This is a genomic window from Bradyrhizobium sp. CCBAU 45394 (assembly GCF_028128655.1).
GTDB lineage: Bacteria > Pseudomonadota > Alphaproteobacteria > Rhizobiales > Xanthobacteraceae > Bradyrhizobium > Bradyrhizobium diazoefficiens.
Genome location: NZ_LBIX01000169.1, coordinates 186,264 through 209,596, shown reverse-complemented (window position 1 = coordinate 209,596; position 23,333 = coordinate 186,264). Strand labels below are relative to the sequence as shown.

Annotated in this window: 25 protein-coding genes; 11 read left to right on the top strand and 14 right to left on the bottom strand. The window is 65.1% G+C overall.

All coding sequences use genetic code 11. From position 1 onward, the window contains the following. Window positions 1-96: 96 nt before the first annotated feature. The 4 genes from WN73_RS26920 (at window position 97) to WN73_RS26905 (ending at window position 3,332) form a co-directional block, all read left to right on the top strand. Window positions 97-462, top strand: a complete 366-nt coding sequence (locus WN73_RS26920) for a response regulator (RefSeq protein WP_007600538.1) — start codon at window positions 97-99, stop codon at window positions 460-462. A 75-nt stretch (window positions 463-537) separates the two neighbouring features. After that, window positions 538-1,731, top strand: coding sequence for a protein-glutamate methylesterase/protein-glutamine glutaminase (locus WN73_RS26915; RefSeq protein ID WP_271555370.1), 1,194 nt, complete (start codon window positions 538-540; stop codon window positions 1,729-1,731). After that, window positions 1,728-2,600, top strand: coding sequence for a CheR family methyltransferase (locus WN73_RS26910; protein ID WP_028175155.1), 873 nt, complete (start codon window positions 1,728-1,730; stop codon window positions 2,598-2,600). The genes WN73_RS26915 and WN73_RS26910 overlap by 4 nt, the downstream gene beginning before the upstream one ends. 336 nt (window positions 2,601-2,936) lie before the next feature. After that, complete coding sequence (locus WN73_RS26905) at window positions 2,937-3,332, top strand: hypothetical protein (protein WP_236842187.1); 396 nt, start codon at window positions 2,937-2,939, stop codon at window positions 3,330-3,332. A 57-nt stretch (window positions 3,333-3,389) separates the two neighbouring features. Here WN73_RS26905 and WN73_RS26900 read toward each other — a convergent pair whose 3' ends face one another. The 4 genes from WN73_RS26900 to ctrA form a co-directional block, all read right to left on the bottom strand. Beyond that, window positions 3,390-4,550, bottom strand: coding sequence for a glutathionylspermidine synthase family protein (locus tag WN73_RS26900; protein WP_271555369.1), 1,161 nt, complete (start codon window positions 4,548-4,550; stop codon window positions 3,390-3,392). Between the two features lie 3 nt (window positions 4,551-4,553). After that, on the bottom strand, window positions 4,554-4,943 hold the full coding sequence (locus WN73_RS26895) for a hypothetical protein (RefSeq protein ID WP_271555368.1): 390 nt from the start codon (window positions 4,941-4,943) through the stop codon (window positions 4,554-4,556). 1 nt (window position 4,944) lies between these two features. Next, window positions 4,945-5,349 (bottom strand): DUF350 domain-containing protein, encoded by a 405-nt coding sequence (locus WN73_RS26890; protein ID WP_011084988.1) that lies wholly within the window; start codon window positions 5,347-5,349, stop codon window positions 4,945-4,947. Window positions 5,350-5,517: 168 nt separating this feature from the next. After that, the gene (gene ctrA, locus WN73_RS26885) at window positions 5,518-6,219 is read right to left on the bottom strand and encodes a response regulator transcription factor CtrA (RefSeq protein ID WP_008138878.1); all 702 of its coding nucleotides are present in this window, start codon (window positions 6,217-6,219) and stop codon (window positions 5,518-5,520) included. A 449-nt stretch (window positions 6,220-6,668) separates the two neighbouring features. On the opposite strand from ctrA, the gene fliI reads away from it, so the two are divergent. From fliI to WN73_RS26855, 6 genes are all read left to right on the top strand, one after another. Further along, window positions 6,669-7,994, top strand: a complete 1,326-nt coding sequence (fliI, locus tag WN73_RS26880; RefSeq protein ID WP_060910703.1) for a flagellar protein export ATPase FliI — start codon at window positions 6,669-6,671, stop codon at window positions 7,992-7,994. 121 nt (window positions 7,995-8,115) lie between these two features. Further along, window positions 8,116-8,535, top strand: coding sequence for a flagellar export protein FliJ (fliJ, locus tag WN73_RS26875; protein ID WP_011084990.1), 420 nt, complete (start codon window positions 8,116-8,118; stop codon window positions 8,533-8,535). A gap of 182 nt (window positions 8,536-8,717) precedes the next feature. After that, entirely contained in the window at window positions 8,718-9,263 is a 546-nt protein-coding gene (locus WN73_RS26870; RefSeq protein ID WP_028175161.1) for a sigma-70 family RNA polymerase sigma factor, read from the top strand. A gap of 37 nt (window positions 9,264-9,300) precedes the next feature. After that, window positions 9,301-10,389 carry an anti-sigma factor gene (locus tag WN73_RS26865; protein ID WP_271555367.1) on the top strand — a complete coding sequence of 363 codons (1,089 nt, stop codon included), beginning with the start codon at window positions 9,301-9,303 and terminating at the stop codon, window positions 10,387-10,389. 352 nt (window positions 10,390-10,741) lie between these two features. Next, window positions 10,742-11,701, top strand: coding sequence for a helix-turn-helix transcriptional regulator (locus WN73_RS26860; protein WP_028175163.1), 960 nt, complete (start codon window positions 10,742-10,744; stop codon window positions 11,699-11,701). Window positions 11,702-11,816: 115 nt separating this feature from the next. Continuing rightward, the gene (locus WN73_RS26855; protein WP_271555366.1) at window positions 11,817-13,037 is read left to right on the top strand and encodes an NAD(P)/FAD-dependent oxidoreductase; all 1,221 of its coding nucleotides are present in this window, start codon (window positions 11,817-11,819) and stop codon (window positions 13,035-13,037) included. Between the two features lie 306 nt (window positions 13,038-13,343). On the opposite strand, the gene WN73_RS26850 is transcribed toward WN73_RS26855, so the two are convergent. From WN73_RS26850 to WN73_RS26815, 8 genes are all read right to left on the bottom strand, one after another. After that, on the bottom strand, window positions 13,344-13,544 hold the full coding sequence (locus tag WN73_RS26850; protein ID WP_011084994.1) for a hypothetical protein: 201 nt from the start codon (window positions 13,542-13,544) through the stop codon (window positions 13,344-13,346). 294 nt (window positions 13,545-13,838) lie between these two features. Next, window positions 13,839-15,980, bottom strand: a complete 2,142-nt coding sequence (gene flhA / locus WN73_RS26845; protein ID WP_028175165.1) for a flagellar biosynthesis protein FlhA — start codon at window positions 15,978-15,980, stop codon at window positions 13,839-13,841. Window positions 15,981-16,309: 329 nt separating this feature from the next. Continuing rightward, window positions 16,310-16,612 (bottom strand): copper-binding protein, encoded by a 303-nt coding sequence (locus WN73_RS26840; RefSeq protein WP_028175166.1) that lies wholly within the window; start codon window positions 16,610-16,612, stop codon window positions 16,310-16,312. Between the two features lie 16 nt (window positions 16,613-16,628). Further along, window positions 16,629-17,081, bottom strand: a complete 453-nt coding sequence (locus tag WN73_RS26835) for a cupredoxin domain-containing protein (RefSeq protein ID WP_028175167.1) — start codon at window positions 17,079-17,081, stop codon at window positions 16,629-16,631. Window positions 17,082-17,113: 32 nt separating this feature from the next. Next, window positions 17,114-18,451, bottom strand: coding sequence for a copper oxidase (locus WN73_RS26830; protein ID WP_028175168.1), 1,338 nt, complete (start codon window positions 18,449-18,451; stop codon window positions 17,114-17,116). A gap of 13 nt (window positions 18,452-18,464) precedes the next feature. Beyond that, complete coding sequence (locus WN73_RS26825; protein ID WP_028175169.1) at window positions 18,465-19,889, bottom strand: TolC family protein; 1,425 nt, start codon at window positions 19,887-19,889, stop codon at window positions 18,465-18,467. A gap of 9 nt (window positions 19,890-19,898) precedes the next feature. Next, window positions 19,899-20,183, bottom strand: coding sequence for a hypothetical protein (locus WN73_RS26820; RefSeq protein WP_028175170.1), 285 nt, complete (start codon window positions 20,181-20,183; stop codon window positions 19,899-19,901). A 77-nt stretch (window positions 20,184-20,260) separates the two neighbouring features. Continuing rightward, window positions 20,261-20,704 (bottom strand): hypothetical protein, encoded by a 444-nt coding sequence (locus tag WN73_RS26815; protein ID WP_028175171.1) that lies wholly within the window; start codon window positions 20,702-20,704, stop codon window positions 20,261-20,263. 151 nt (window positions 20,705-20,855) lie between these two features. Between WN73_RS26815 and WN73_RS26810 the strand changes: the two genes are divergently transcribed. Then, window positions 20,856-22,130 (top strand): MFS transporter, encoded by a 1,275-nt coding sequence (locus WN73_RS26810; RefSeq protein ID WP_028175172.1) that lies wholly within the window; start codon window positions 20,856-20,858, stop codon window positions 22,128-22,130. Here the strand turns inward: WN73_RS26810 and WN73_RS26805 are convergent. Beyond that, window positions 22,127-22,534, bottom strand: coding sequence for a DUF4864 domain-containing protein (locus WN73_RS26805; protein WP_028175173.1), 408 nt, complete (start codon window positions 22,532-22,534; stop codon window positions 22,127-22,129). The two genes, WN73_RS26810 and WN73_RS26805, sit on opposite strands and share 4 nt — an antisense overlap. Before the next feature lie 55 nt (window positions 22,535-22,589). Continuing rightward, window positions 22,590-23,231 carry a TetR/AcrR family transcriptional regulator gene (locus tag WN73_RS26800; protein ID WP_028175174.1) on the bottom strand — a complete coding sequence of 214 codons (642 nt, stop codon included), beginning with the start codon at window positions 23,229-23,231 and terminating at the stop codon, window positions 22,590-22,592. Between the last annotated feature and the right edge of the window lie 102 nt (window positions 23,232-23,333).

Below are 23,333 nucleotides of genomic sequence, written 5' to 3'. Positions count from 1 at the left end.
CGCCCGAGATGATGGCGGCCTGATACGGCGGCACTGCCGCCGACGGACGTGCAATTGGAAGTGTCCCCGCGAAGGGGACAGGAAGCAGAGGTTCACATGCGAACTTGTCTCGTCGTTGATGATTCCAGCGTCATCCGCAAGGTTGCGCGCCGGATCCTGGAGGGCCTCGACTTCCAGATCCTCGAAGCCGAGGACGGTGAGAAGGCGCTGGAGGCCTGCAAGCGCGGCTTGCCCGACGCGGTGCTGCTGGACTGGAACATGCCTGTCATGGACGGCTACGAGTTCCTCGGCCATCTCCGGCGCATGCCCGGCGGCGACCAGCCGAAGGTAGTGTTCTGCACCACCGAGAACGACGTTGCGCACATCGCGCGTGCGCTTCATGCCGGCGCCAACGAGTACATCATGAAGCCCTTCGACAAGGACATCGTGACGGCGAAGTTCCAGGAAGTCGGCCTGATCTGAGCGACCGTCCGGAGGCTGAACGGCTCCTTCGGCGTTTGTTTTCAACTGAACCGTTTCAGTCTGAGTTGGTGAGTAATGAGTGTTGCGTTCGCAGGTAATTCGACCACGGGTTCGTCGCGTGAAGCGGGACCGCTGCGGGTGATGATCGTCGATGACTCCGTCGTCATCCGCGGTCTGATCTCGCGCTGGGTCGGTGCCGAGCACGACATGGAGGTCGCAGCCTCGCTGCGTACCGGGCTCGAGGCGGTCAACCAGCTCGAACGCATCAACCCTGATGTTGCCGTGCTCGACATCGAAATGCCCGAGCTCGACGGCATCTCCGCGCTGCCGCAATTGCTGGCGAAGAAGCGCGATCTCGTCATTATCATGGCCTCGACGCTGACGCGCCGCAACGCGGAGATCAGCTTCAAGGCGCTGTCGCTCGGCGCGGCCGACTACATTCCGAAGCCCGAATCGACGCGCGAAGCGTCGGCCGCGGACATCTTCCATCACGACCTGATCCAGAAGATCCGTCACCTCGGTGCACGGCTGCGCCGGAAGCTCGCGGTTGCGAGCCCGCCGCTGGCGCCTGCGAGCCCCGCTCCGGCTGCACGTGCATCGGTTGTCGCGCGGCCCGCCGCGCCTGCACCGGCCGCCAATGCCCTGTCGTCGGGGGCGCTGTCCACGCGCCCGTTCTCGACCCAGGCCCCCAAGGTGCTGCTGATCGGCTCCTCGACCGGCGGTCCGCAGGCACTGATGGCTCTCGTCACCGAGCTCGGCCCGGTGATCGACCGCTTCCCGGTGCTGATCACCCAGCACATGCCGCCGACCTTCACCACCATTCTTGCCGAGCATCTGGCGCGTTCGAGCCGCCGGCCGGCAGCCGAGGCGGTCGACGGCGAGCCGGTGAAGCCGGGACGGATCTATCTCGCGCCCGGCGGCAAGCATATGCGCGTGGTGCGCAGCGGTGCGGACGTGGCGATCGCGCTCGACGACGGCCCCGCCGTCAATTTCTGCAAGCCCGCGGTCGATCCGCTCTTCACCTCCGCCATCGACATCTGGCACGGCGCCATCCTCTCCGTGATCCTGACGGGCATGGGTTCGGACGGCATGCGCGGCGGCAAGGACATCGTTGCCGCCGGCGGCAGCGTCATCGCACAGGATGAAGCCTCCAGCGTCGTCTGGGGCATGCCGGGCGCGGCGGCCAATGCCGGCATCTGCGCGGCGATCCTGCCGCTCAACCAGATCGGCGCCAAGGTCAACCGCCTTTTCGCGGGAGACCGCTCGTGACGCCGGTTGACTACGAGTATCTGCGCAAGTTCCTGAAAGAGCGCTCCGGCCTCGATCTCTCCGCCGACAAGCAGTATCTGGTCGAGAGCCGGCTGCTGCCGCTCGCCCGCAAGGCGAGCCTGCCCGGCATCCCCGATCTCGTGCTGAAGATCAGGAACGGCGATGGCCGGCTTGCGACCGACGTGGTCGAAGCGATGACCACCAACGAGACCTTCTTCTACCGCGACAAGATTCCGTTCGATCATCTGCGCGAGACCGTCCTGCCGGGCCTGATCCAGGCGCGCGCCGCGCGCAAGTCGCTGCGCATCTGGTCGGCGGCGTCGTCGACAGGGCAGGAGCCCTATTCGATCGCGATGTGCGTGAAGGAGATGGGCGCGGCCCTGGCCGGCTGGCGCGTCGAGATCGTCGCGACCGACCTGTCGCAGGAGGTGCTGGAGAAATCCAAGGCCGGCGTCTACAGCCAGTTCGAGGTGCAGCGCGGCCTGCCGATCCAGCACCTGATGAAGTACTTCACGCAAGTCGGCGAGCTCTGGCAGCTCAATGCCGACATTCGCGCGATGGTGCAGTTCCGCCAGCTCAATCTGTTGCAGGACTTTTCCCATCTCGGCACGTTCGACGTGATCTTCTGCCGCAACGTGTTGATCTATTTCGACCAGGATACCAAGGCGGTGATCTTCGAGCGCATGGCGAAGGGGCTGGAAGCCGACGGCACGCTGCTGCTTGGCGCCGCCGAATCCGTCGTCGGCATCACCGATGCGTTCCGTCCCATCACTGAGCGCCGCGGTCTCTATCAGCTCAACCCGGCGCGCTCCGGCCGCCCCATGGGCGGACTGATGCCGCAGCCGCTGAAGATCGCCGCGGCGCGGTGATTGCCGAATGACAGGCGCTCTGAGAGAGCGCCGTCGTTGCGAACGATCGACAACATCTGACGAGATATCTTCCGTCATTGTGCGCGACGCTTCACGAGCGTTTGAGCCCTGCGAGTTACTCCGCTACCGCGCAATAGACCTCGCGCCGCGATGCAGCACGGTCGTGACCCTGACCAGCATCTGAAAGACCTGCTATGCTGCCGAGGGTCTCGCGGACGCGGGACCCCATTCCATCATGAACGGATTTGAGGAGGACACACCATGCGAATAGCTTGTGCCTCGTACTTTCTGTTGGTTGCGCTTTCGTTGCCCACGACTGCTCGCGCTGGTGAGCAAGTGCTCGAATTCAAGCTCGTCACCAGGCCGGTGGACGTCAAGGTCACCGAGGTCGCGAATGTTGAAGGTCAGACGGTCATGTCCGGCAAGATGTTTGGCGTTGCCTTTTTCAAGGATGGCCGCATCGCCGTGAAGGACTTCGTCAACTCCAGTGATTTGCTCAAGGGCTCGGGGCCCATGTTCGGCTACAGCACCTACACCTTCGACGATGGCTCCTCGATCACGGCGCGCTACGCCGGTGCGATCAAGGACGGTAAGGCAAAGGGCGAATATACGATCCTGTCGGGCACCGGAACGTACGCAAACGCGACAGGCACTGGCGGCTTCGAAAGTGTGCAAAGTGGGTTCAAGGGCGCCTTCCTGTACGACGGACGATTCATCGTCAAGACGCCCTGAGCCGACACCAGGACCTTCGCGCTCGCGTGCCCTTGCCGACGGCGTCGCGAGCGCATTTCACAAGATCGCATGCGGAAGAAAACGCGAGCCGTTGCCGGTGATCGGACTCTCGTCTTCGCGGATCGACAGGCCGCAGGGTTCGTGGTTCACCAGCCAGCTTCCGATCACCGGATAGAAGCCCGAGAAGTTCGGCAGTGGCGAGAGCGCCTGCCGCACGAAGCCTTCTGCACCATAAGGACCTGCGTGCTCGTCGAGCGGCGTTCCGCCGGACACCAGCGTGACATTGGCGCCTTCGCGCGACAGCAGCGGCTTGCGCACATAGGAGCTGCCGAGCTCTGCTGCCCGCACATCGTCCTCGAAGAAGGCCGGCAGCAGGTTGGGATGGTTCGGAAATATCTCCCAGAGCAGCGGCAGGATGCCCTTGTTGGAGAGCACCGCCTTCCACGGCGGCTCGATCCAGCGCGTCGGCGCGCCCTCGAGCTTTGCGCCGAAGGCGTCGTGAAACATCCATTCCCAGGGATAGAGCTTGAAGGCGAGTGCGATGTCGCGATCGTCGAGATCGACGAAGCCGCCAGCCTCGTCACGCCAGCCGATCGCTTCAATGTCGAGCAGCGTGGTCGAAAGCCCCGCCTGGCGCGCGGTGTCTTCGAGATAGGCCAGCGTGCCGGCGTCCTCCTCATTGCCGGTGGTGCCGGTGAGATGGACATGGCGGCCTGCGGCAATCTCTTTCCAGGCTTCGATCAGCCGCTCGTGGATGGAGTTGAACTGGTCGGCGCGCACCGGGACGATACGGCGTTCGATCGCTTGTTCGAGCCAGGTCCATTGGAAGACGGCGGCCTCGAAGATCGAGGTCGGCGTATCCGCGTTGTATTCGAGCAGCTTTGCCGGCCCCTTGCCGTCGAACTTCAGGTCGAGCCGGCCGTAGAGGCTGCGGTCGTCCCGCTCCCAGCTCTCGGCGATCAGGCTCCAGAATGCCTCCGGAATCTTCAAGCGCTGCAGATGGCGCTCGTCGCCGATGATGCGACCGGCAAGCTCGAGGCACATCGCGTCGATCTCGCCGGTTGGCGTCTCGATGCCGCGCTCGATCTCGTCGAGCGTGAAGGCGTAATAGGCGCGTTCGTCCCAATAGCGTTCGCCGTCGATGGTGTGGAAGACGAAGCCGCATTGCGCTGCGGTTTGTCGCCAGTCGTCGCGCTCGAGACAGATGATGCGTCGCATGGATCAGCCACCGCCCGAGAAGCCATGGCCAAACGAGCCGAAGCCGCCGCGGCTCACGCTGCTGTGGCCCGAGTCGGATGACGTGCTCGACGAAGAATGGCTGGAGGAATCGCTGCTGAAGAAGCTCGAGCGCGACGATGAGCCCGAGCCGCCGCTGCCGCCTGAAGAGCTGCTTCTGCTGCTGCACGCGGTGCTCGTCTGCACCGCCGGATCCGTCCCGGGAGGAGAGGGCTCGCAAGTCTGCCGCGGCATCAGCGTGTAGGCGGTGGTGCCGACCGCGATCGTGCCCATCACCAGGAGCGCGACATGGCCGGAGCGCTTCACCGGCGCCCGCGGTGTCGGCGACACCGGCCGGCGTTTCCCGAACTCCCTGCTGGAGCGTTTGTCGGCCATGTCAGTAGATCATGCAGGCGGCGTTCAACAGGCCCGCGGCGAGCGAGGACAGCCCGAGCCAGATCGCGGGGGCAAGCTCGCCGGCGGCGATCCGCGTCGACAGGTTCGGCACCGGGACCTTCACGAGAAAGAACACGATGATCTGGACGATCAGCGCGATGGCCGCCCAGATCAGGCAGTCCAGCACATTGGCCGAATGCGCGATCGCGCTGACCAGCGGGGCCACGAAGCCGAGCAGGCTGAGGCCCAGCGAGATCGCCGCCGCCGGCTCGTTGTCGCGGATGAGCTGGAACTCGTTGTACGGGGTGATGCGGGTGTAGACGAACAGATACGCCACGATCGCGATCAGCCCGGTGCAGAAATAGACCAGGAAGGCGGGCAGGCCGGCGAGTGATTGCAGGATCATCGTTCCCCCATCGTGCAGCGACCATTCGTCGGCGGGGGGAGGATAGCGGTTCAACGGCGGGACGGCGACGAAGCCGCGTTAGCGTCCCCAAAAAACAAAACCCCGCCATTTGCGGCGGGGTCCAGGCTGGGAGGAGCAAGCCCTGCGGCTCGCGACGTAAACCCAGGATCAGGCGGGAATGCGCTCTTCGTGCTCGTGCGGCTCGCGCAGCACGTAGCCGCGGCCCCACACGGTCTCGATGAAGTTGCGGCCTTCGGAGGCGTTGGCGAGCTTCTTGCGGAGCTTGCAGATGAAGACGTCGATGATCTTCAGCTCGGGCTCGTCCATGCCGCCATAGAGGTGGTTGAGGAACATTTCCTTGGTGAGGGTCGTGCCCTTGCGGAGCGAGAGGAGCTCCAGCATCTGGTATTCCTTGCCGGTCAGATGCACGCGCTGGCCGCCGACTTCGACCGTCTTGGTGTCGAGGTTGACGACGAGGTCGCCGGTCTGGATGACCGACTGGGCATGGCCCTTGGAGCGGCGCACGATCGCGTGGATGCGGGCCACCAGCTCGTCCTTGTGAAAGGGCTTGGTCATGTAGTCGTCGGCGCCGACGCCGAGACCCTTGACCTTGTCCTCGATGCCGGCGAGGCCGGAGAGGATCAGAATCGGGGTCTTGATCTTGGAGACCCGGAGTTGCTTGAGCACGTCATAGCCGGACATGTCAGGCAGGTTGAGGTCGAGAAGGATAATGTCGTAATCGTATAATTTACCGAGATCGACGCCTTCTTCCCCCAAATCGGTCGTGTAGACGTTGAAGCTCTCAGACTTCAGCATCAGCTCGATCGACTGCGCGACGGCGCTGTCATCTTCAATCAGCAAAACGCGCATGCCAGTTCCCCATAGTCGCCGCTCCTGGGCGTCAGGTCGGCCGCATTCGCGGCACTCAACAAAACGCCTTTGAACAACTGATTCGGATCCTGACAACAGATGGTTAACAAATCCTGATTCTGGAACGCAAGTCCCCCCGGTGCAATTTTTGTCGAATCGCCCTAAGGTCTTGCGCAGGAAGCAGCTTTCGTTATCCGGCTCCGTTCAAGTTCCACTTTAAGAGACGGGCCTAACCGACTCCCGCGACTCAGCCTTCTTCTGAAGGGGAGCCACGCTCAGTCACAAAGACAGTGACGCAATGATTAACGATGCGGGTAAACACGAAGTTAAGCGCCGTTCAGAAATATGGCGAAACTTAAGAGTTTCCCCGTGAAGGCCCGGGGATCACGACGACGACCACCTTATGAAGGCCCCTCCTATGAAGGCGCGCCGCTTATGAAGGCCCACCGATGAAGGCTCTGGCCGAACAGATCGGCGACATCGACGGCGTCAATATCTATGGCCGTGTGGTCGGTGTGCGCGGCCTGATGGTCGAGGTGGCCGGCCCGATCCATGCGATGTCGGTCGGCGCGCGGCTGGTGATCGAAACCGGCGCCAACCGTTCCATCCCCTGCGAGGTGATCGGCTTCTCCGGCAACAATGCTGTCGTGATGCCGTTCGCCGGTCTCGACGGCGTGCGCCGCGGCTGCAAGGCGGTCATCGCCAATGCCGCCAATCAGGTGCGGCCCTCGGCGGCCTGGCTCGGCCGCGTCGTCAATGCGCTGGGCGAGCCCATCGACGGCAAGGGGCCGTTGCCGCAGGGGTCCTCGCCGATGCCGTTCCGCAATACGCCGCCGCCGGCGCATTCGCGCAAGCGCGTAGGTAGCCCGCTCGATCTCGGCGTGCGCGCGATGAACACGTTCCTCACCTGCTGCCGCGGCCAGCGCATGGGCATCTTCGCGGGCTCCGGCGTCGGCAAATCGGTGCTGCTCTCGATGCTGGCGCGCAACGTGGACGCCGCCGTCAGCGTCATCGGGCTGATCGGCGAGCGCGGCCGCGAGGTTCAGGAGTTCTTGCAGGATGACCTCGGCGAGGAGGGCCTGGCGCGCTCCGTCGTCGTGGTCGCGACCTCCGACGAGCCGGCGCTGATGCGCCGCCAGGCCGCCTATCTGACGCTCGCGGTCGCCGAATATTTTCGCGACGAGGACAAGGACGTCCTCTGCCTGATGGACTCGGTGACGCGCTTTGCCATGGCCCAGCGCGAGATCGGCCTGTCCGCCGGCGAGCCGCCGACCGCCAAGGGCTATACGCCGACCGTGTTCACCGAGTTGCCGAAGCTGTTGGAGCGTGCCGGACCGGGCCTGGGGGAGGGCGCGATCACCGCGATCTTCACGGTGCTGGTCGACGGCGACGACCACAACGAGCCGATCGCCGACGCCGTCCGCGGGATCCTCGACGGCCACATCGTGATGCAGCGCTCGATCGCCGAGCGCGGCCGCTACCCCGCCATCAACATCCTCAAATCCGTCTCCCGCACCATGCCGAAATCGGCCGATCCGGAGTTCTGGCCGACCATCCAGAAGGCGCGCCAAGTGATGGCGACCTATGCCGACATGGAGGAATTGATCCGGCTTGGCGCCTACCGGGCCGGCTCCAGCCCCGAGGTCGACGAGGCGATCCGGCTGCACGAACCCCTGGAAGCCTTCCTGCGCCAGCGCAAGGACGAAAATGCCTCATTGGCGGACGGTTACCGCCAGTTGGCGCAAATCCTCGGTAATTTGGAAACGGAACGCTAACTTTGTCAGGTCATCATCCGATCCTACAGAGTAGCAGAGCCGGTCTTGGCCCCAATTGGGCCTGTGGGGAGACCGGTGTTGTCCCACGTGCAGCCAGGGGACTTCTGGGGAGTACGAGTCGATGAAGTCACGTGATACCCTCATTCGCCTGAAGAAGTTTCAGGTCGACGAGAAGCGCCGCCGGGTTACCCAGATCGAGACCATGATCGCCGACTTCCAGCGGATGTCGGTCGATCTCGAACGCGAGATCCAGACCGAGCAGGAGCGTGCCGGGATCAACGATCCCTCGCACTTCGCCTATCCGACCTATGCCAAGGCCGCGATCCAGCGCCGCGAGAACCTGACCCGCTCGGCCGACGAGCTCAAGGGCCAGCTCGACGAAGCCAAGGCCGCACTGGCCGAGGCCTTCGAGGAGCTGAAGAAGGTCGAGCTCCTCGACGAGCGCGACCAGGCCCGCGAACGCGCCGAGGAAAACGCCCGCGAGCAGGCCGACCTCGACAGCATCGGCCTGATGCGGGCTCGCATCGGCGCTGTCGCCTGAGGCGCTAGCAGCAAGAACCGCCGAAAATTCGCGAAACCCGGACCCGCAAGGTCCGGGTTTTCGTATGCGCTGTCCACAGCGTGGCGCCACGCCCCTTGGTGGTCGGCTTGGCCGCGCGCTATGGTGGTGCAGTGCCGGGGGCCTGCGCGGAACGCGCCTGAGCCTACGCGTTGGGGGGCTGAATGCTGACGCCAGCAGAGCTGGTCGGGCTGATTGAGGTGGTGGCGAAGGGCGATCAGGCCGCGTTCGAGCGCCTTTACGTCGCCACGCGCGCGAAACTCTATGGCGTCGTGCTCCGTATCTTGCGTCGGCAGGATCTCGCAGAGGAGGTCATTCAGGAGACCTACGTCAAGATCTGGAACAGCGCCGGCCAGTTCAATCCGGCTCTGTCCTCGCCGATCACGTGGATGGCATCGATCGCGCGCAACCGTGCGATCGATATCGTGCGCAAGAAGTCGGAAGTCTCCATCGAGGAAGAGCCTCAGGCGATGGAGGTTGCAGCCGACAGTCCCGATCCGCTGGCGCGCCGGGAGATGACCGAGGAGCTGAAGCGGCTCCTTGAATGTATCGGCCGGCTCGAGCCGGACCGTCAGAGGCTCGTGCTTCTCGCCTATTACAACGGCTGGAGCCGCGAGCAATTGGCGGAGAAATTCGCCGCGCCCGTCAACACGGTGAAGACGTGGCTGCGGCGCAGCATGTTGGATATCCGCGAGTGCCTCGGACTATGAGGGTTTATGCTGTGAGGGTGGTTCTGGACTGCAAGTGATGGCCTACACGGAGGACCATATCGCGCTCGCCGCGGAGTATGCGCTCGGTACGCTCGACGCCGATGAGCGCGCGCAGGTCGAGACCATGATGGCGGTGGACAAGGCGTTCGCCGATGTCGTGCAGGCCTGGGCCTACCGGCTCGGCGTCCTCAACCAGATGGTCGGCACGATCGAGCCGCGCCCGATCGTGTGGGAGAACATCAGGTCCGAGCTCGCGCGGACCGGCTTCGCACAGGAGTCCCAGGCGCTGTCTGAAGCTTCGCCGCCGCCACCTGTACCGGCGTCTTCTTCGTTCGAAGCCGTCACGCCGGAAACGTCATCGGACCGCATGGAGCAACCGGAGCCGCTGCCTCCCGAAGCAGCGCAGACCGAAGCAGCTCAGCCCGAAGCCGCGCAATCCGAAGCCGCGCGACCGCCGTCCGATGCGCTTCCCGACGTCGCGCCGATCTTCATGCCGCAGGTCCATGCGCCCGATCCGGACGTCGCGCGCGCGCCGCCGGCGCCGGTCGTGGACAACACCAATGTGATCCGGCTCGAGCGCCGCGTGAAGCGCTGGCGCACGATCGCATCCGCCGTCGGCGCGCTCGCGGCAGCGCTGCTGGTGACGCTGTCGCTTCAGATCTTCCTGCCCGATGCGCTGCCGGGCGGCTTGCGTCCCGCACCGCGCATCCAGACGGTTGAGGTGAAGACACCGGCGCCGCTCGCGGCGTCTGCGCAATATGTCGCGCTGTTGCAGGGCCAGGCCGGCGGCCCGGCCTTCATCCTCACCATCGACGGCGCGACACGGAATTTCACCGTGCGCAAGGTCGGCGCGACGCCGGAGCCCGGCAAGAGCTTCGAGCTCTGGCTGATCTCCGACAAGCTGCCGCGCCCGCGCTCGCTCGGCGTGATCGGCGGCGGCGAATTCACCGCGCGTCCGCTGCTCTCCTCCTACGATGCCGATGTCGTCAACGGCGCGACCTACGCCGTCACCGTCGAGCAGGCCGGCGGCTCGCCCAACGGCCAGCCGACCTCGGCGCCGGTATTTACCGGCAGGCTGATCGAGACCGTGCCGCCGTCTCAGCCGCAGGCGCCGGCGAAGAAGTAGGTTTTCCATCGTCGTCCTGGCGGAAGCCTGGACCCACTACCCCAAGAGCTTGTTGCAAGAGTGAGCTGTGGCCGCACGGGCGAGCAACCGCACAATCCTGTGGTAATGGGTCCTGGATCGGTGCTCGCTCCGCTCGCTGGTCCAGGACGACGCTTAGAGGCATTGGGCGCGTCACCATCGTCGCGGCAGCGCCTGATCGACGCATGTCGCCCCGGTCCACCCCGCTGTCGCATTCCGACAAGCCCGGCCAAATCCAGCCCCGCTTTGAACCTCTCCGCAATTCGCGGCGTCAAATCCCCGGAATTCAGGCGGCGCATGCCGATCATGGTGCCGGAGAGGGGCGAGAAATCAAATGGATGCAGCGAAAACGCCGGGCATCTTTGTTCACCAATATGCGGGCCTGCCGATTGGTCCGGCCTTCGAACAATGGCGCGATCGGGCCTTCGGGGCCTGCGGCCTCGACATCGGGCCGAGCCATGGCGACAGCATCGATTGCCGGCTCCAGATCAGCGTGGTCGACAATATCGCGCTGGCCATTCCCGAAGGCGCCTCCGCGCAATATACGCGCACCCAGAGCCACCTTGCCGACGGCAGCGACGATCTCGTCCTGATCGCGGCCCATGCGGGCCTCGTCCGCGTCGGGCAGAACGGCCACACCGTGGAGCTTGCGCCCGCGCAGATGGTGCTCGTCGACATGGGCATCACCGGCACCGTCGGCCATACCGACGAGGATCGCTTCACCACCATCCGCATGCCGCGCCGCGCGCTGCTCGACATCAATCCGCGCGCCGAGGAGAAGCTGTCGCAAGTCCTCGCCGACGGTGCGGTCGCCGAAACCATCTTCCGCTACCACGCGCTCGCCGCCAATCACGGTCCGCATCTCGATGCCGTCGGCCAGCGCCTGACCGCGCAGCACATGGTCGATCTCGTCGGCCTCCTGCTCGGGACCGATGCCGAGCACGCAAGCCTTATGCGCGGCCGCGGGCAGGCGGCGGCCCGTCTCGATCTGATGCGCGCCGACGTGATGGCCGCGCTTGGCCGCAACGATCTCTGCCTGGCGGAAGTTGCGACGCGCTCGGGCCTGAGCCCGCGCCAGGCGCAGCGCCTGTTCGAGCAGGCCGGCACGACCTTCACCGAATTCGTGCTTGAGCAGCGCCTGTTGCTGGCGCGCAAGCTGCTGGGCGATCCCCGCGCGAGAACGCGCAAGATCAGCGACATCGCGCACTCCTCGGGCTTCTCCGACCTGTCCTATTTCAACCGCGCCTTCCGCAAGCGCTTTGGCGCGACGCCGTCGGAACTGCGCGAGGCGTGAGCCGAGATCTTGTGCAGCGGCGCGCGCCGCCGCAGTTGGTCGGCAGGGGCTATTGAGCTATATCTGCCTGCGCGGGCAGACCGCAGGATTCCATTGGAAAGCACAGTAGGCGGACATGACGCGCATCGTCGTGCTCGGCGCCGGGTTTGCAGGCCTGTGGGCGGCCATCGGAGCTGCGCGCAAGCGCGACGAGATCGGCGCTGCCGGCCGCGACATCGAGATCCGTGTCGTCGACCGCAATCCCTATCACAACATCCGGGTGCGCAATTACGAGGTGGACCTCAGCGAGGTCGCGCTTCCGCTTGGGCAATTGCTCGATCCGATCGGCGTCACTCACGGCCTCGGCGAGGTCGAAGCCATCGATCCGGCACGGCGCGAGATCTCGCTGGTCACGAGCTACGGCGAGGAGACCTTGGGCTACGACCGGCTTGTGCTCGCGCTCGGCAGCGAGGTGACGCGTCCCGACATTCCGGGCCTTGCCGACCACGCCTTCGACGTCGACACCTACATTGCGGCCCTGCGCCTCGAGGATCATCTCGTCTCGCTCGGGCGCAGCGTGCCGTCGCCGGGGCGTTCGACGGTCGTGGTGGTCGGCGCCGGCTTTACCGGCATCGAGGTCGCGGCCGAGATGCCGGACCGGCTGGCGCGTGCCGGGATCACCGGCAGCCGCCGCATCATCCTGGTCGATCCGAATCCGACGGTCGGCGCTACCATTGGCGCGCACGCGCGTCCCGTCATCGAGACGGCGTTGTCGGCGCTCGACATCGAGACACGCCTTGGCGCGCGTGTCGCATCGGTCGAGGCGGCCGGCGTTCACTTGAGCTCGGGCGAGTTCATCCCGGCCCAGACGGTGATCTGGTGCGCCGGGCTACGTGCGAGCCGGCTGGCCGCGAGCCTTCCAGGCGCGCGCGATCGCCTCGGGCGCCTTCTGGTCGATCCGTTCATGCGGGTTGCCGATCTGCCTGGCGTGTTCGCGGCCGGCGACGTCGCCTCCAGCGTGGTCGACGGACTGCATCCCACCGTGATGTCCTGCCAGTTCGCCCGCCCCATGGGCCGCTTCGCCGGCCACAATGTCGTGGCCGATCTCCTGGGCCTGCCGATGCTGCCGCTGCGGATCGACTGGTACGTCACCGTGCTCGATCTTGGCAGTTGGGGCGCGCTCTATACGGAGGGGTGGGATCGCGAGGTCCGCACCACCGGCGCGGCCGCGAAGGCGACGAAGCAGACTATCAACCGCAAGCGCATCTATCCGCCGCTCAACGGGAGCAAGGACGAGCTGTTCGCTGCCGCAGCTCCAACCGTGCAGACGCCGCCGCCGACCTATGGGGCGCGGTAGTGTCCCACATATCCGGTGTCATCGTCCGCGAAGGCGGACGATCCAGTATTCCAGAGACTGCAGGGGGATACGGAGAAGCCGCGGCGTACTGGATTCCCCGCCTTCGCGGGGAATGACAGCGGTGGTCTTGGCGGCATCCCGCGTGACATCCGCGGTGAAAAACATCACCCCAGACGTGAGAAAGCGCCCGTGGGGGGCGGGCGCTTTCTGTAGTCGACTTGGGGTTGGGGTCGTCTACATATCCACGTGGCGACTTTGGGGGGCTGGTAAAGAGCCGCGTGAATTCAAAAAACTCGTCAGATCTCCTTAGCGAACGAGGGATGCGTTCGAACTGGTGATAACAACCGGCTTGCCGGCCTTGATGACGCGGGCCGTCTGGGTCAGACCTTCGTCCGAACCCGTGCGTGCCGTGATGCCGAAGCCTGCCACCGCGATCCCTGCGACGAGGGCTACGACCACGATCTTCAGGTGGGTCGAGCGATCTGCGCTGTAAATCGAGTGGTTCATGGAAGGCTCCTGCCGCCATCTACCCGAAGTAGTCGCTACCCTGTTCAGGCAGGTTCATGCTTCCGGTGCCCAACAACCTAGTATTGGGGGGATTCGTTCCCAAGGGGCGATCACAAGAGCGTGACAGGACGTGAAAGATCGCGATCAAAAACGATCCTTCATCGTGTAATTTCGTAATTATTTCAATGTCGTAATGTGCTTGTCAGGCGCCTTTTCCGCATTTGGTCGACAAGGCGCCAGGAACTCAAAAACCATTTGCCTGTGGCCGAAAAACACACGGCTTCTTAAGGCAAATCAGATGCTTCCGACCGTTTTCAACCTCGCCCTGGGGTGGATTTCAGCCTGCGACAGCACGGTCGTCTGAGCGCGGAACCGCTCGACGAGAGAGCGGACGAAGGGACGAATTGCCGCAGAGGTGACCAGCACCGGCGCCTCGCCTTCGCGCGCGGCGCGCTCGAAGGCCTCGCGTACGGCGGTCATGAACTCCGACAGTTTCGAGGGCTGCATCGCGAGGCTGCGCTCTTCGCCCTGGCCGATGATGGATTCGGCGAAGGCCTGCTCCCAGCGCGCCGACAGCGCGATCAGCGGCAGATAGCCGTTGTAGGAGGTGTTCTGCGCGCAGATCTGCCGCGCCAGGCGGGCACGGACGTGCTCGACCATGGTGGTGGGATTGCGCGAGAAGGCGAGCGAGTCGGCGATCCCCTCGAGGATGGTGGAGAGATCGCGGATCGAGATGCGCTCGGCGAGCAGCAGTTGCAGCACGCGCTGGATTCCGGAGACCGTGACCTGTCCGGGGACGATGTCCTTGACCAGCTCGCTCTGCTCCTTCGGCAGCTCCTTGAGCAGCTTCTGCACCTCGCCATAGGAGAGCAGGTCCGACATGTTGGCCTTGAGCAGCTCGGTGAGGTGGGTCGAGAGCACGGTCGCGGCGTCGACCACGGTGTAGCCCTTGAGCGAAGCCTCTTCCTTGAGGCTGGCATCGACCCAGGTCGCGGGCAGGCCGAAGGTCGGCTCGGTGGTGTGGATGCCGGGCACCTGAACCTGGCTGCCGCCGGGGTCCATGACCATGAACTGGTTCGGCCAGATCTTGCCGGTGCCGGCGTCGACCTCCTTGATCTTGATGATGTAGGTGTTGGCTTCGAGCTGGACGTTGTCGAGGATGCGCACCGCCGGCATCACAAAGCCCATCTCGATCGCGAGCGAGCGGCGCAGCGCCTTGATCTGCTCGGTGAGGCGGTCGGTGCCGTCGGGGCCGTTGACCAGCGGCAGCAGCGCATAGCCGAGCTCGATCTTGAGGTCGTCGATCTTGAGCGCCGCCGAGATCGGCTCTTCGGTCGCAGCGGTGCCCGGCGCACCGGGTTGACCTGCCGCGGGCGCGGCCTTGGCAATTTCGTCAGCCTTGGCGGTTGCGCGGTTGCGGTTGCGCGCGGTCCAGGCCAGCGCACCGGCGCCGGCGCCGAGCGCGAGGAAGGGAATGGTCGGAATGCCCGGCAGCGCCGCCAGCACCAGCATGACGGCCGAGGACATCGCGAGCGCCTGCGGATAGCCGGAGAACTGCTTCATCAGGGCCTTGTCGGCGGCGCCGGAGACGCCGGCCTTGGAGACCAGCAGGCCGGCCGCGGTCGAGACGATCAGCGCCGGCACCTGGGTGACGAGGCCGTCACCGACGGTCAGCAGCGTGTAGCTGCGCCCGGCGTCGGCGAAGGACAGGCCCTGCTGCGCCACGCCGATGATCATGCCGCCGACGACGTTGATGAAGACGATCAGAAGGCCGGCGATGGCGTCGCCGCGGACGAATTTCGAGGCACCGTCCATGGCGCCGAAGAAGCCGCTCTCGTCCTCCAGCGCCTTGCGGCGCTCCTTGGCGACCTTCTCGTCGATCAGGCCGGCGGAGAGATCGGCGTCGATCGCCATCTGCTTGCCGGGCATGGCGTCGAGGTGGAAGCGCGCGGCGACTTCGGCGATGCGGCCCGAACCCTTGGTGATGACGACGAAGTTGACGATGATCAGGATGGCGAAGACGATGATGCCGATGACGAAATTGCCGCCCATCACGAAGCTGCCGAAGGCTTCGATGACGTGACCGGCGGCATCCGTGCCCTCGTGCCCGTGCGACAGGATCAGGCGGGTCGAGGCCATGTTGAGCGACAGCCGCAGCATGGTCGAGATCAGCAGGATGGTCGGGAAGGCGGAGAATTCCAGCGGCGCCTGGATGAACAGCGACGTCATCAGGATCAGGATCGAGAGCGTGATCGAGATCGCCAGGAACAGGTCCAGCACGATCGCGGGCAGCGGCAGGATCAAGACCACCAGGATGGTGAGGATGCCGAGCGCCAGCGCGATGTCGCCGCGCTTGAGGATGTTGACGATCTCGGTGAGGGTGGGGACGCCGGCGTTTGTGCTCCCTACGCCCTGTCCCGCGGTGACGTCGACCATGGTAGCTGCCTCCCCGCGCGACTGCCGGCCGCGCGCCCCAAACGTCTGCGCGGCGGCCGAAGGGCCGCCGTTCCGAAAGTGAGGCACCGCACTGGCGTCCACGGGGGACCTCCCGTTTTACGCGGCTGACGACACTCGACTTCACCCGGCAATTCTTGCCGGGTGTATGGTTAGCAAAGGGTTAACGAGGGGGCGGCGGGAGGTCAGACCGGGGTGTTTCGGCCTTCCGGGTCGTCATTCCGGGGCGGTGCGAAGCACCGAACCCGGAATCTCGAGATTCCGGGTCTGGTCCTGCGGACCATCCCGGAATGACGGGGTAGGTGGCAAAGCTACTTCGCCTTCTCCATCTTCGTCACCGTGTAGCCCGAAGCCGCCTCCTCGGCTTCGAAGGTGACCTTGTCGCCGACCTTCACCTGCTTGAGCAAAGCGGGGTCCTTGACGCGGTAGACCATGGTCATGGGTTCATCCATGCCGAGGCTCTTGGCCGGCCCGTGCTTGAGCGTGATCTTGCCGGCGCTCTCGTCGATCTTCTTGACCTCGCCGCTGATCGAGGCGCCTGGCGCCGCGGCGGCACCGAAGGTCAGGCCGAGCGTCAGCGCGAGCGCGGCGGCGATGCGGGTGATCGATTTCATGGCTCTCTCCATTGCTTCACTTGACGGTGACGTGGCCGACCATGCCGTAGTCGCGATGGTCCGGGATTAGGCAGGAAAATTCGAACGTGCCGGCCTTGCTGAACTTCCAGAGGATCTCGGCCGTCTTGCTCGGGGCGAGCCGGACCCCGTTCGGGTCGTCGTGCTCCATGTGCGGATGTTTCTTCATCACCTCGGCGTGCTCGAGGTTCTCCTTGGTGGTGGCGAGCAGGAATTCGTGGTCTTCCTTGCCGCTATTGCGCAGCACGAAGCGGATCTGTTCGCCGCGTTCGACCGTGATGTTCGACGGCTCGTAGGACATCTCGCTCATCGCGATCTCGACGGTACGTGCCGGCTTCTTGGGATCGCCGGGCTCGCCGGCCGAAAAGGTCTCATGACCGTGCTGGTCATGAGCAATGGCCGGCGCGATCGAAAGCGCAGCCAGCGCGAGGGCGAGTTTGATCGTCTTCATCTTGTTCTCCAGTTGGTGGTTCATCGAAACGCTCACATCTTCATGTTCTTCATCGGCGGCGTGCCGCCTTGCTGCCGCGCCGGTTCCGCGGCCGGCGGCGTCACTTCGTAGGCGACGGTGCCTTGCGGGAATTTGTACGGGCCGGGATCGCGGTAATCGTCGCGCGCGAGGTCCTCGCGGATCTTCATCACCGTGAACATGCCGCCCATCTCGATCGGGCCGAACTGGCCGGTGCCGGTCATCATCGGCAGCGTGTTGTCGGGCGCGGGCATCTCCATGTTGCCCATCGCCATGCCGGTCGAGCCCATCGCCATGCTGTCGGGTGCGAGCTTGCCGACGGCCTTGGCGAGATCCTTGCGCGACACGCCAATGAGGGTGCGCACCTCGTGTCCCATTGCGTTCATGGTGTGATGCGACTTGTGGCAGTGGAACGCCCAGTCGCCGGGATTGTCGGCGAGCACGTCGAACACCCGCACCGCGCCGACGGGGACGTCGGTGGTCGTCTCGGGAATCTGCGCGCTCTCCGGAATCCAGCCGCCGTCAGTGCAGGTCACCGCGAAGCTGTGGCCGTGCAGATGGATCGGATGGTTGGTCATGCTGAGATTGCCGATGCGCACGCGTACCTTGTCGCCGAGCCGCACCGGCAGCGGATCGATCCCCGGAAACACCCGCGAATTCCAGGTCCACATGTTGAAGTCGGTCATCTCGTTGACCCGCGGCAGGTAGCTGCCGGGATCGACGCGATAGGTGCTCATCACGAAGACATAGTCGCGGTCGACGGGCCGAAAATTCGGGTCGCGCGGATGCACGACGACCATGCCCATCATGCCCATAGCCATCTGCACCATCTCGTCGGAATGCGGGTGGTACATGAAGGTCCCGCTCTTCTTCATCTCGAACTCGTAGACGAAGGTCTTGCCCGGATCGATGTGCGGCTGATTCAGCCCGCCGACGCCGTCCATGCCGCTCGGCACGATCATGCCGTGCCAGTGAACGGTGGTGTATTCGGGCAATTTGTTGGTGACGAAGATGCGGACCTTGTCGCCCTCGACGGCCTCGATGGTCGGGCCCGGCGACTGGCCGTTATAGCCCCACAGGTTCACCTTCATGCCTTCGGCGAACTCGCGCACCACGGGTTCGGCGACGAGGTGGAATTCCTTCCAGTCACCGTTCATGCGGAACGGCAGCGACCAGCCGTTCAGCGTGACCACGGGGCGATAGTCCGGGCCGCTGATCGGATGCAGCGGCGGCTGCATCACCACCTTGTCCATGTGAGGTGCTTCCGGAATCGACGCAGCCTGGACGCGGCCGCTGATGGCCGACGCGCTGGCAAGCGCGGCAGTGCCCAAGAATCCTCGGCGGGAATACATGCTGGCCTCCATCTCAGTGGTCGCCATCGGCAGACGCTGCCGCGGCGATGGTGGTTGACGTGTCGCCGCCGGAAGCGAGCGAACCGCCGCCATTGACGGCGGTCTGCAAGTCGGACTGGGCGAGGAAGAATCTTTGCCTGGCATCGATGGCGCCGCGCAGCGACGCCAGGCGCTGTCGCGCCTCGGTGAGCAACGCAAAAATGTCGACCTGCATGCTGGAGAAGCGCAGCTGCATCTCCTCGGTGATGATTTTGCGCAGGGGGATGATCTCGCGCTGGTAATGACTGGCGATATCGTAGGTGGACCGGTAGGTCCGGTAGGCATCGCGCGCCTCCGAGCGAACGTTCACGGCACGCTCGGTCAGGCGATTGAAGGCGAGATTGTAAGTCTCCGCCGCTTGTCGCACGCGCACCTCACCGCCGTCGAAGATCGGGATCTGGAACTGCACGTCGAAGCCGCGTTCGCGGAACGGCGCCCCTTCCGGATCCTGGGTGCGGCGGGAGATGCCGGCGAGATCGAGCAGCGTCACGAAGCGCGTCGCCTCGGTGAGATTGAGCGATTTGGCCAGCGCCGTCAGCTCGAGCCGCGCGATCTGCAAGTCGATGCGATGGGCGACCGCGTCGGCCTCGATCGAAGGCAGCGCTTGTGGCCGGCGCGGCAATGGCGGCAACTGGTTGGGCAGACGGAAATCGAGGCCGTCGTCCCATAGTCCCATCAGGCGCGCGAGCCTTTCGCGCGTGCTCGTCGCGGCCTGCCGTGCGGTCGCGAGGTCGGCGGTGGTCTCGGCGTAGAACACCTGTTCGCGGGCCTGGTCGAGCTTGTTGATCGAGCCGGTTTCGCCGAGCTTTACGGCGAGTTGGGCCGTCGATTCCGCCGTCGCTTTCGCGTCCGTCAGCAGCACCGCCAGCTCGTTGCAGGTGACCGCGCGGACATAGGCGCGGCGCACGTCGGCCGCGAGCCGTAACGTCGCCAGTGCCGCGCGCAATTGGGCCTGGCGGAAGCGGTCGCGGGCGATGTCGGAGCGGAACGGCAGGGTCGCCAGCGCGAGGATGTCACCGACCACCTGGCGCTCGATCTCGTTCGCGCCATTGCCCGAGATCCGCGAGATCGAGAACACGGGATTGGGCGGCAGGCTCTGCTCGACCTGCTCGGCTTCGGCCAGCGCCAGCTCGTTGTAAGCGGCTTGCAGCCCCTTGTTGTTGAGCAGCGCGATCTGCACGGCGGTCTCGGCGGTCAGCGTGCGCGCCAGCAACCGGTGGACGGTCGCGTTGACAGCCTCGGCGCCTTCTGCCGATCGGACGAAGGCGACGTCCTTGTTGATGGTCTGGCTGGCGAGGTCCGAGACCGTCGTCATGCCGCCGTCCGGCGAGAACGCCATGCAGCCGGAGAGTCCGAACGCTGTGAGCATGAGCAGGCCCCGCGCAGAATGCTGTGTCATGGCGGGTTCCTAGCGGTCTTGCTTCGGCTGCGGTGTCACGGCGTCGTTGCGGTCGCGCCATGGCGCCGGGGTCGCAGGCCGCAGGCTGGTATAGGGCGCGACGGTCGACCGATAACTGGCGCGGGCGACCTTTGCCGAGGGATCGGCAGGATCGGCGTCGGCCACTTGCGTGGTGGCCGGCATGCAGCCGGACAGCGCGAACGCAATCACGGCCAGCAGCGGCCAGCCAATTAGAAAGAGTCGTCCACGCACCGCGGATGCGGCGCCGGACTTCGCCCCGGAAAGGGTAAGCATGATTCATCCCTGAACTGTCGTGAGACCACAGGCCCGCGCGCGCAGACGCGCGCTGGCCCTGACGTCATCGTGTCAGATCAGGCGATGGGGGGACGGTAGAGCAGGGGCGGCGCCTCGCTACGCAGGCTGGCCACGATCTCGGGCGCGCAGGCGGAGATGGGCTGAAGCGGCTTGGCGACGACGGGCAGATCGGCCGGCAGCGCACTCACGCACATCATCGCGCAGCACGGGCCGACTGTTCCCTTGCCGTCATGATGATGCGGTGCAGGCGCGTCCTGCGCCGCGGTCTGGGGATGCGCATGCGGTCCGGCGTGGTCATGCGAGGCGCCGTCGTGCATGTGGCCGGCTGGCATCTGATGATGCACCGGCACGGGGTCGGCGAGGAGCGCGTCGTCGAGGCACGGCGCCGGACCATTGCCCCAGGCAAGGCTTGCGGCCGGCGCGAGCACGCAGAACAGATAGGCGAGGGCGATGATCCGCCCCACCCTGATCCGCATCGATCGTGTCAATCGCAACAGCATTCCGCCGATAGGCTCCTCGCGCGGCAGTCTTGCACACGCAGATTGCAAACTAATGGCAAAACGCGCATCCGCCAAGCATCTTCTTACCGCAGTGCACCGCGCATGCCCAATATCACGCCACGAAGCTTGACCGTGTTCCGATCCGCGGGCCATGGTTCGGCCCGTGCACGCCCCAAATCATCCCGGACAAACATCAGACTCATTAGACTCATTCAGCCCTGATTCCCGTCAGGCCTGGGTGCGGCTTGTCATTGCGCTTCTGATCGGATCGATCGGAGGCGTCGGCATGTGGGCGATCGTGGTCATGATTCCCGCGGTCCAGGCCGAATTCGCCGCCACGCGCGGCGCGGTGTCGCTGGCCTTCACCCTCATGATGTTCGGCTTCGGGCTTGGCGGCGTGATCGCCGGCAAGATCACCGACCGATTCGGCATCGTGCCGGCGATGGCGATCAGCATCGCCTTCCTCGGCGTCGCCAATGTGCTCGCGGGCCTGTCTGGTCAACTCTGGCAGTTCGTGGCGGCGTATTTCCTGATCGGGCTCGGCACCTCGGCGACCTTCGCGCCGCTGATGGCGGAGGCTTCGCACTGGTTCGAGCGCTATCGCGGGCTGGCCGTGACCATCGTCGCGAGCGGCAATTACGTCGCCGGCACAATGTGGCCGCCGCTGGTGAATTGGGGCCTGCAGACGATCGGCTGGCGCATGACCCATATCGGCATCGGCCTCGTCTGCGTGGGCTTGATGACGATCCTGGTGCTTGTCCTACGCGCGCAGATGGGCGGCAACAAGGTTCGCGATCATGCCAATGCACCGCCGCCGCGGGTCGATCTCAAGCTCTCGACCAATACGCTGACGGTGCTGCTCTCGATCGCCAGCATCTCCTGCTGCGTCGCCATGGCGATGCCGCAGGTGCATATCGTCGCCTATTGCGGCGATCTCGGTTATGGCGTGGCGCGCGGCGCCGAGATGCTGTCTTTGATGATGGCCTGCGGCATCGTCAGCCGCATCGGCTCGGGCTTCCTTGCCGACAAGATCGGCGGCGTCCGCACGCTGCTGGTCGGGTCGCTGGCGCAGGGCTTTGCGCTGGTGTTCTACCTGTTCTTCGACAGCCTCGCCTCGCTCTACCTGATCTCCGCGATGTTCGGACTGTTTCAGGGCGGCATCGTGCCGAGCTACGCCATCATCGTGCGCGAGGCGATGCCGGCCGGCGAGGCGGCGACTCGTGTCGGCATCGTGATCTTCGCCTCGGTGTTCGGCATGTCGTTCGGCGGCTGGGTGTCGGGCGTCATCTTCGATGCCACCGGCTCGTATGCCGCGGCGTTCGCAAACGGCGTGGCCTGGAACGCGCTGAATATAGCCATCGTCCTGACCTTGCTGATCCGCGCGCGGATGAATTCGGTCAAGGCAAGACCGGGTTTCGCGACCTAAACCGCCTGTCCCGCCTTCAGCAGCGAGCAGCCGGTGATCTTGTAACTGCCATCGGCCTGCTGCTCGAGCGTGTAGAGCGCCTCCCAGGCCTCGCCATTGGCGTCGACGATGTGGACGCGCTGGGCGATCCAGTTGCCTTCGGTCTTGCTGTCGCCGAACTCGAAACTCTTGTGGCGGTAGACCGGCGCGTAGCCGTTTTGCACCATGGACATGAAGATGTCGGGCGCCGGAAAGATCTCCTTGATTGCCGGTGCGGCATAGGAATAGGCGGCCGTGGCATCGTCGCGGACGAACGCCTGCTCCTGGGCGCGGATGATGCCCTGTGCCGCGGCGACGTCGTCGGCCAGTGCGCAGAGCGGGCTGAGGACAACAGCGAGAAGGAGAAGCAAGGCTGCGACGCGCACGACAGATATCCCGGCGGCCTTGATCCTAGCACGATTTTGCAGAACGCGGGACGCGCTATCGCTTCCGCTTGGGCGCCGGCGTCGCGGGCTTGGCGGCGGAGCGCGCCTTGGCCTTCGCGACGGGCTGCACGCGCAGCCCGTCGACGAACACGTCGAGCATGCGCAGCACCGAGGATTGCCAGCCGGGCTGGTCGTGCATGTAGCACATGCCGATCAGAGCCCTGAGCAGGTCTTCCGGGCTGACATCGGCACGCATCTCGCCGGCCGCGACGGCGCGGTCGAGCAGCGAGCCGATCGCCTTGGTCAGCCGGTCCATCGAGAAGGCCGCAAGTTCCGACGAGCTCTGGAACGTCAGCGCCAGCGCTGCCGACATGCCTTTTTTCGTGGCCACGAATTCGACCCCGGAACGTAGCCAGCGGCGCAGTGCGTCGACCGAGTCCTTCGCATTCTTCAACTGCTCGGCAAGCTCGCTGAGCTGTTCGACTTCGCGCCGGTATACCGCCTCGAACAGATCCTCGCGCGTCGGGAAATGCCGGTAGAGCGTGCCGATACCGACGCCGGCGCGTTTCGCCACGGCCTCCAGGCTCGCCTCCGGACCGCCCGCGTTGAACACGGCCTTGGCCGCCTCGAGCACGCGCTCGCGATTGCGCACGGCATCGGCGCGGGGCTTTCGGGTCTGGTCGGTGTGATCGTCCATGCCGGCAATGTAGATCACGAATTGGTTAGATTGAACCCTTGGCTAGCTGCATCGCGTTGTCTGCGCATGGGCTTTTGACGAATTCCAAATATTTTTCGGCGG

Bases quoted from the DNA above. Each gene is read 5' to 3' on its own strand.
- WN73_RS26800 (WP_028175174.1), bottom strand. From the start codon at position 23,231: ATGGACGATCACACCGACCAGACCCGAAAGCCCCGCGCCGATGCCGTG.
- WN73_RS26870 (WP_028175161.1), top strand. From the start codon at position 8,718: ATGCTGACGCCAGCAGAGCTGGTCGGGCTGATTGAGGTGGTGGCGAAG.
- WN73_RS26825 (WP_028175169.1), bottom strand. From the start codon at position 19,889: ATGACACAGCATTCTGCGCGGGGCCTGCTCATGCTCACAGCGTTCGGA.
- WN73_RS26820 (WP_028175170.1), bottom strand. From the start codon at position 20,183: ATGCTTACCCTTTCCGGGGCGAAGTCCGGCGCCGCATCCGCGGTGCGT.
- ctrA (WP_008138878.1), bottom strand. From the start codon at position 6,219: ATGCGCGTTTTGCTGATTGAAGATGACAGCGCCGTCGCGCAGTCGATC.
- WN73_RS26835 (WP_028175167.1), bottom strand. From the start codon at position 17,081: ATGAAGACGATCAAACTCGCCCTCGCGCTGGCTGCGCTTTCGATCGCG.
- fliI (WP_060910703.1), top strand. From the start codon at position 6,669: ATGAAGGCTCTGGCCGAACAGATCGGCGACATCGACGGCGTCAATATC.
- WN73_RS26855 (WP_271555366.1), top strand. From the start codon at position 11,817: ATGACGCGCATCGTCGTGCTCGGCGCCGGGTTTGCAGGCCTGTGGGCG.
- WN73_RS26895 (WP_271555368.1), bottom strand. From the start codon at position 4,943: ATGGCCGACAAACGCTCCAGCAGGGAGTTCGGGAAACGCCGGCCGGTG.
- WN73_RS26860 (WP_028175163.1), top strand. From the start codon at position 10,742: ATGGATGCAGCGAAAACGCCGGGCATCTTTGTTCACCAATATGCGGGC.
- WN73_RS26920 (WP_007600538.1), top strand. From the start codon at position 97: ATGCGAACTTGTCTCGTCGTTGATGATTCCAGCGTCATCCGCAAGGTT.
- WN73_RS26900 (WP_271555369.1), bottom strand. From the start codon at position 4,550: ATGCGACGCATCATCTGTCTCGAGCGCGACGACTGGCGACAAACCGCA.
- WN73_RS26890 (WP_011084988.1), bottom strand. From the start codon at position 5,349: ATGATCCTGCAATCACTCGCCGGCCTGCCCGCCTTCCTGGTCTATTTC.
- WN73_RS26850 (WP_011084994.1), bottom strand. From the start codon at position 13,544: ATGAACCACTCGATTTACAGCGCAGATCGCTCGACCCACCTGAAGATC.
- WN73_RS26865 (WP_271555367.1), top strand. From the start codon at position 9,301: ATGGCCTACACGGAGGACCATATCGCGCTCGCCGCGGAGTATGCGCTC.
- WN73_RS26810 (WP_028175172.1), top strand. From the start codon at position 20,856: ATGGTTCGGCCCGTGCACGCCCCAAATCATCCCGGACAAACATCAGAC.
- flhA (WP_028175165.1), bottom strand. From the start codon at position 15,980: ATGGTCGACGTCACCGCGGGACAGGGCGTAGGGAGCACAAACGCCGGC.
- fliJ (WP_011084990.1), top strand. From the start codon at position 8,116: ATGAAGTCACGTGATACCCTCATTCGCCTGAAGAAGTTTCAGGTCGAC.
- WN73_RS26815 (WP_028175171.1), bottom strand. From the start codon at position 20,704: ATGCTGTTGCGATTGACACGATCGATGCGGATCAGGGTGGGGCGGATC.
- WN73_RS26830 (WP_028175168.1), bottom strand. From the start codon at position 18,451: ATGTATTCCCGCCGAGGATTCTTGGGCACTGCCGCGCTTGCCAGCGCG.
- WN73_RS26915 (WP_271555370.1), top strand. From the start codon at position 538: ATGAGTGTTGCGTTCGCAGGTAATTCGACCACGGGTTCGTCGCGTGAA.
- WN73_RS26840 (WP_028175166.1), bottom strand. From the start codon at position 16,612: ATGAAATCGATCACCCGCATCGCCGCCGCGCTCGCGCTGACGCTCGGC.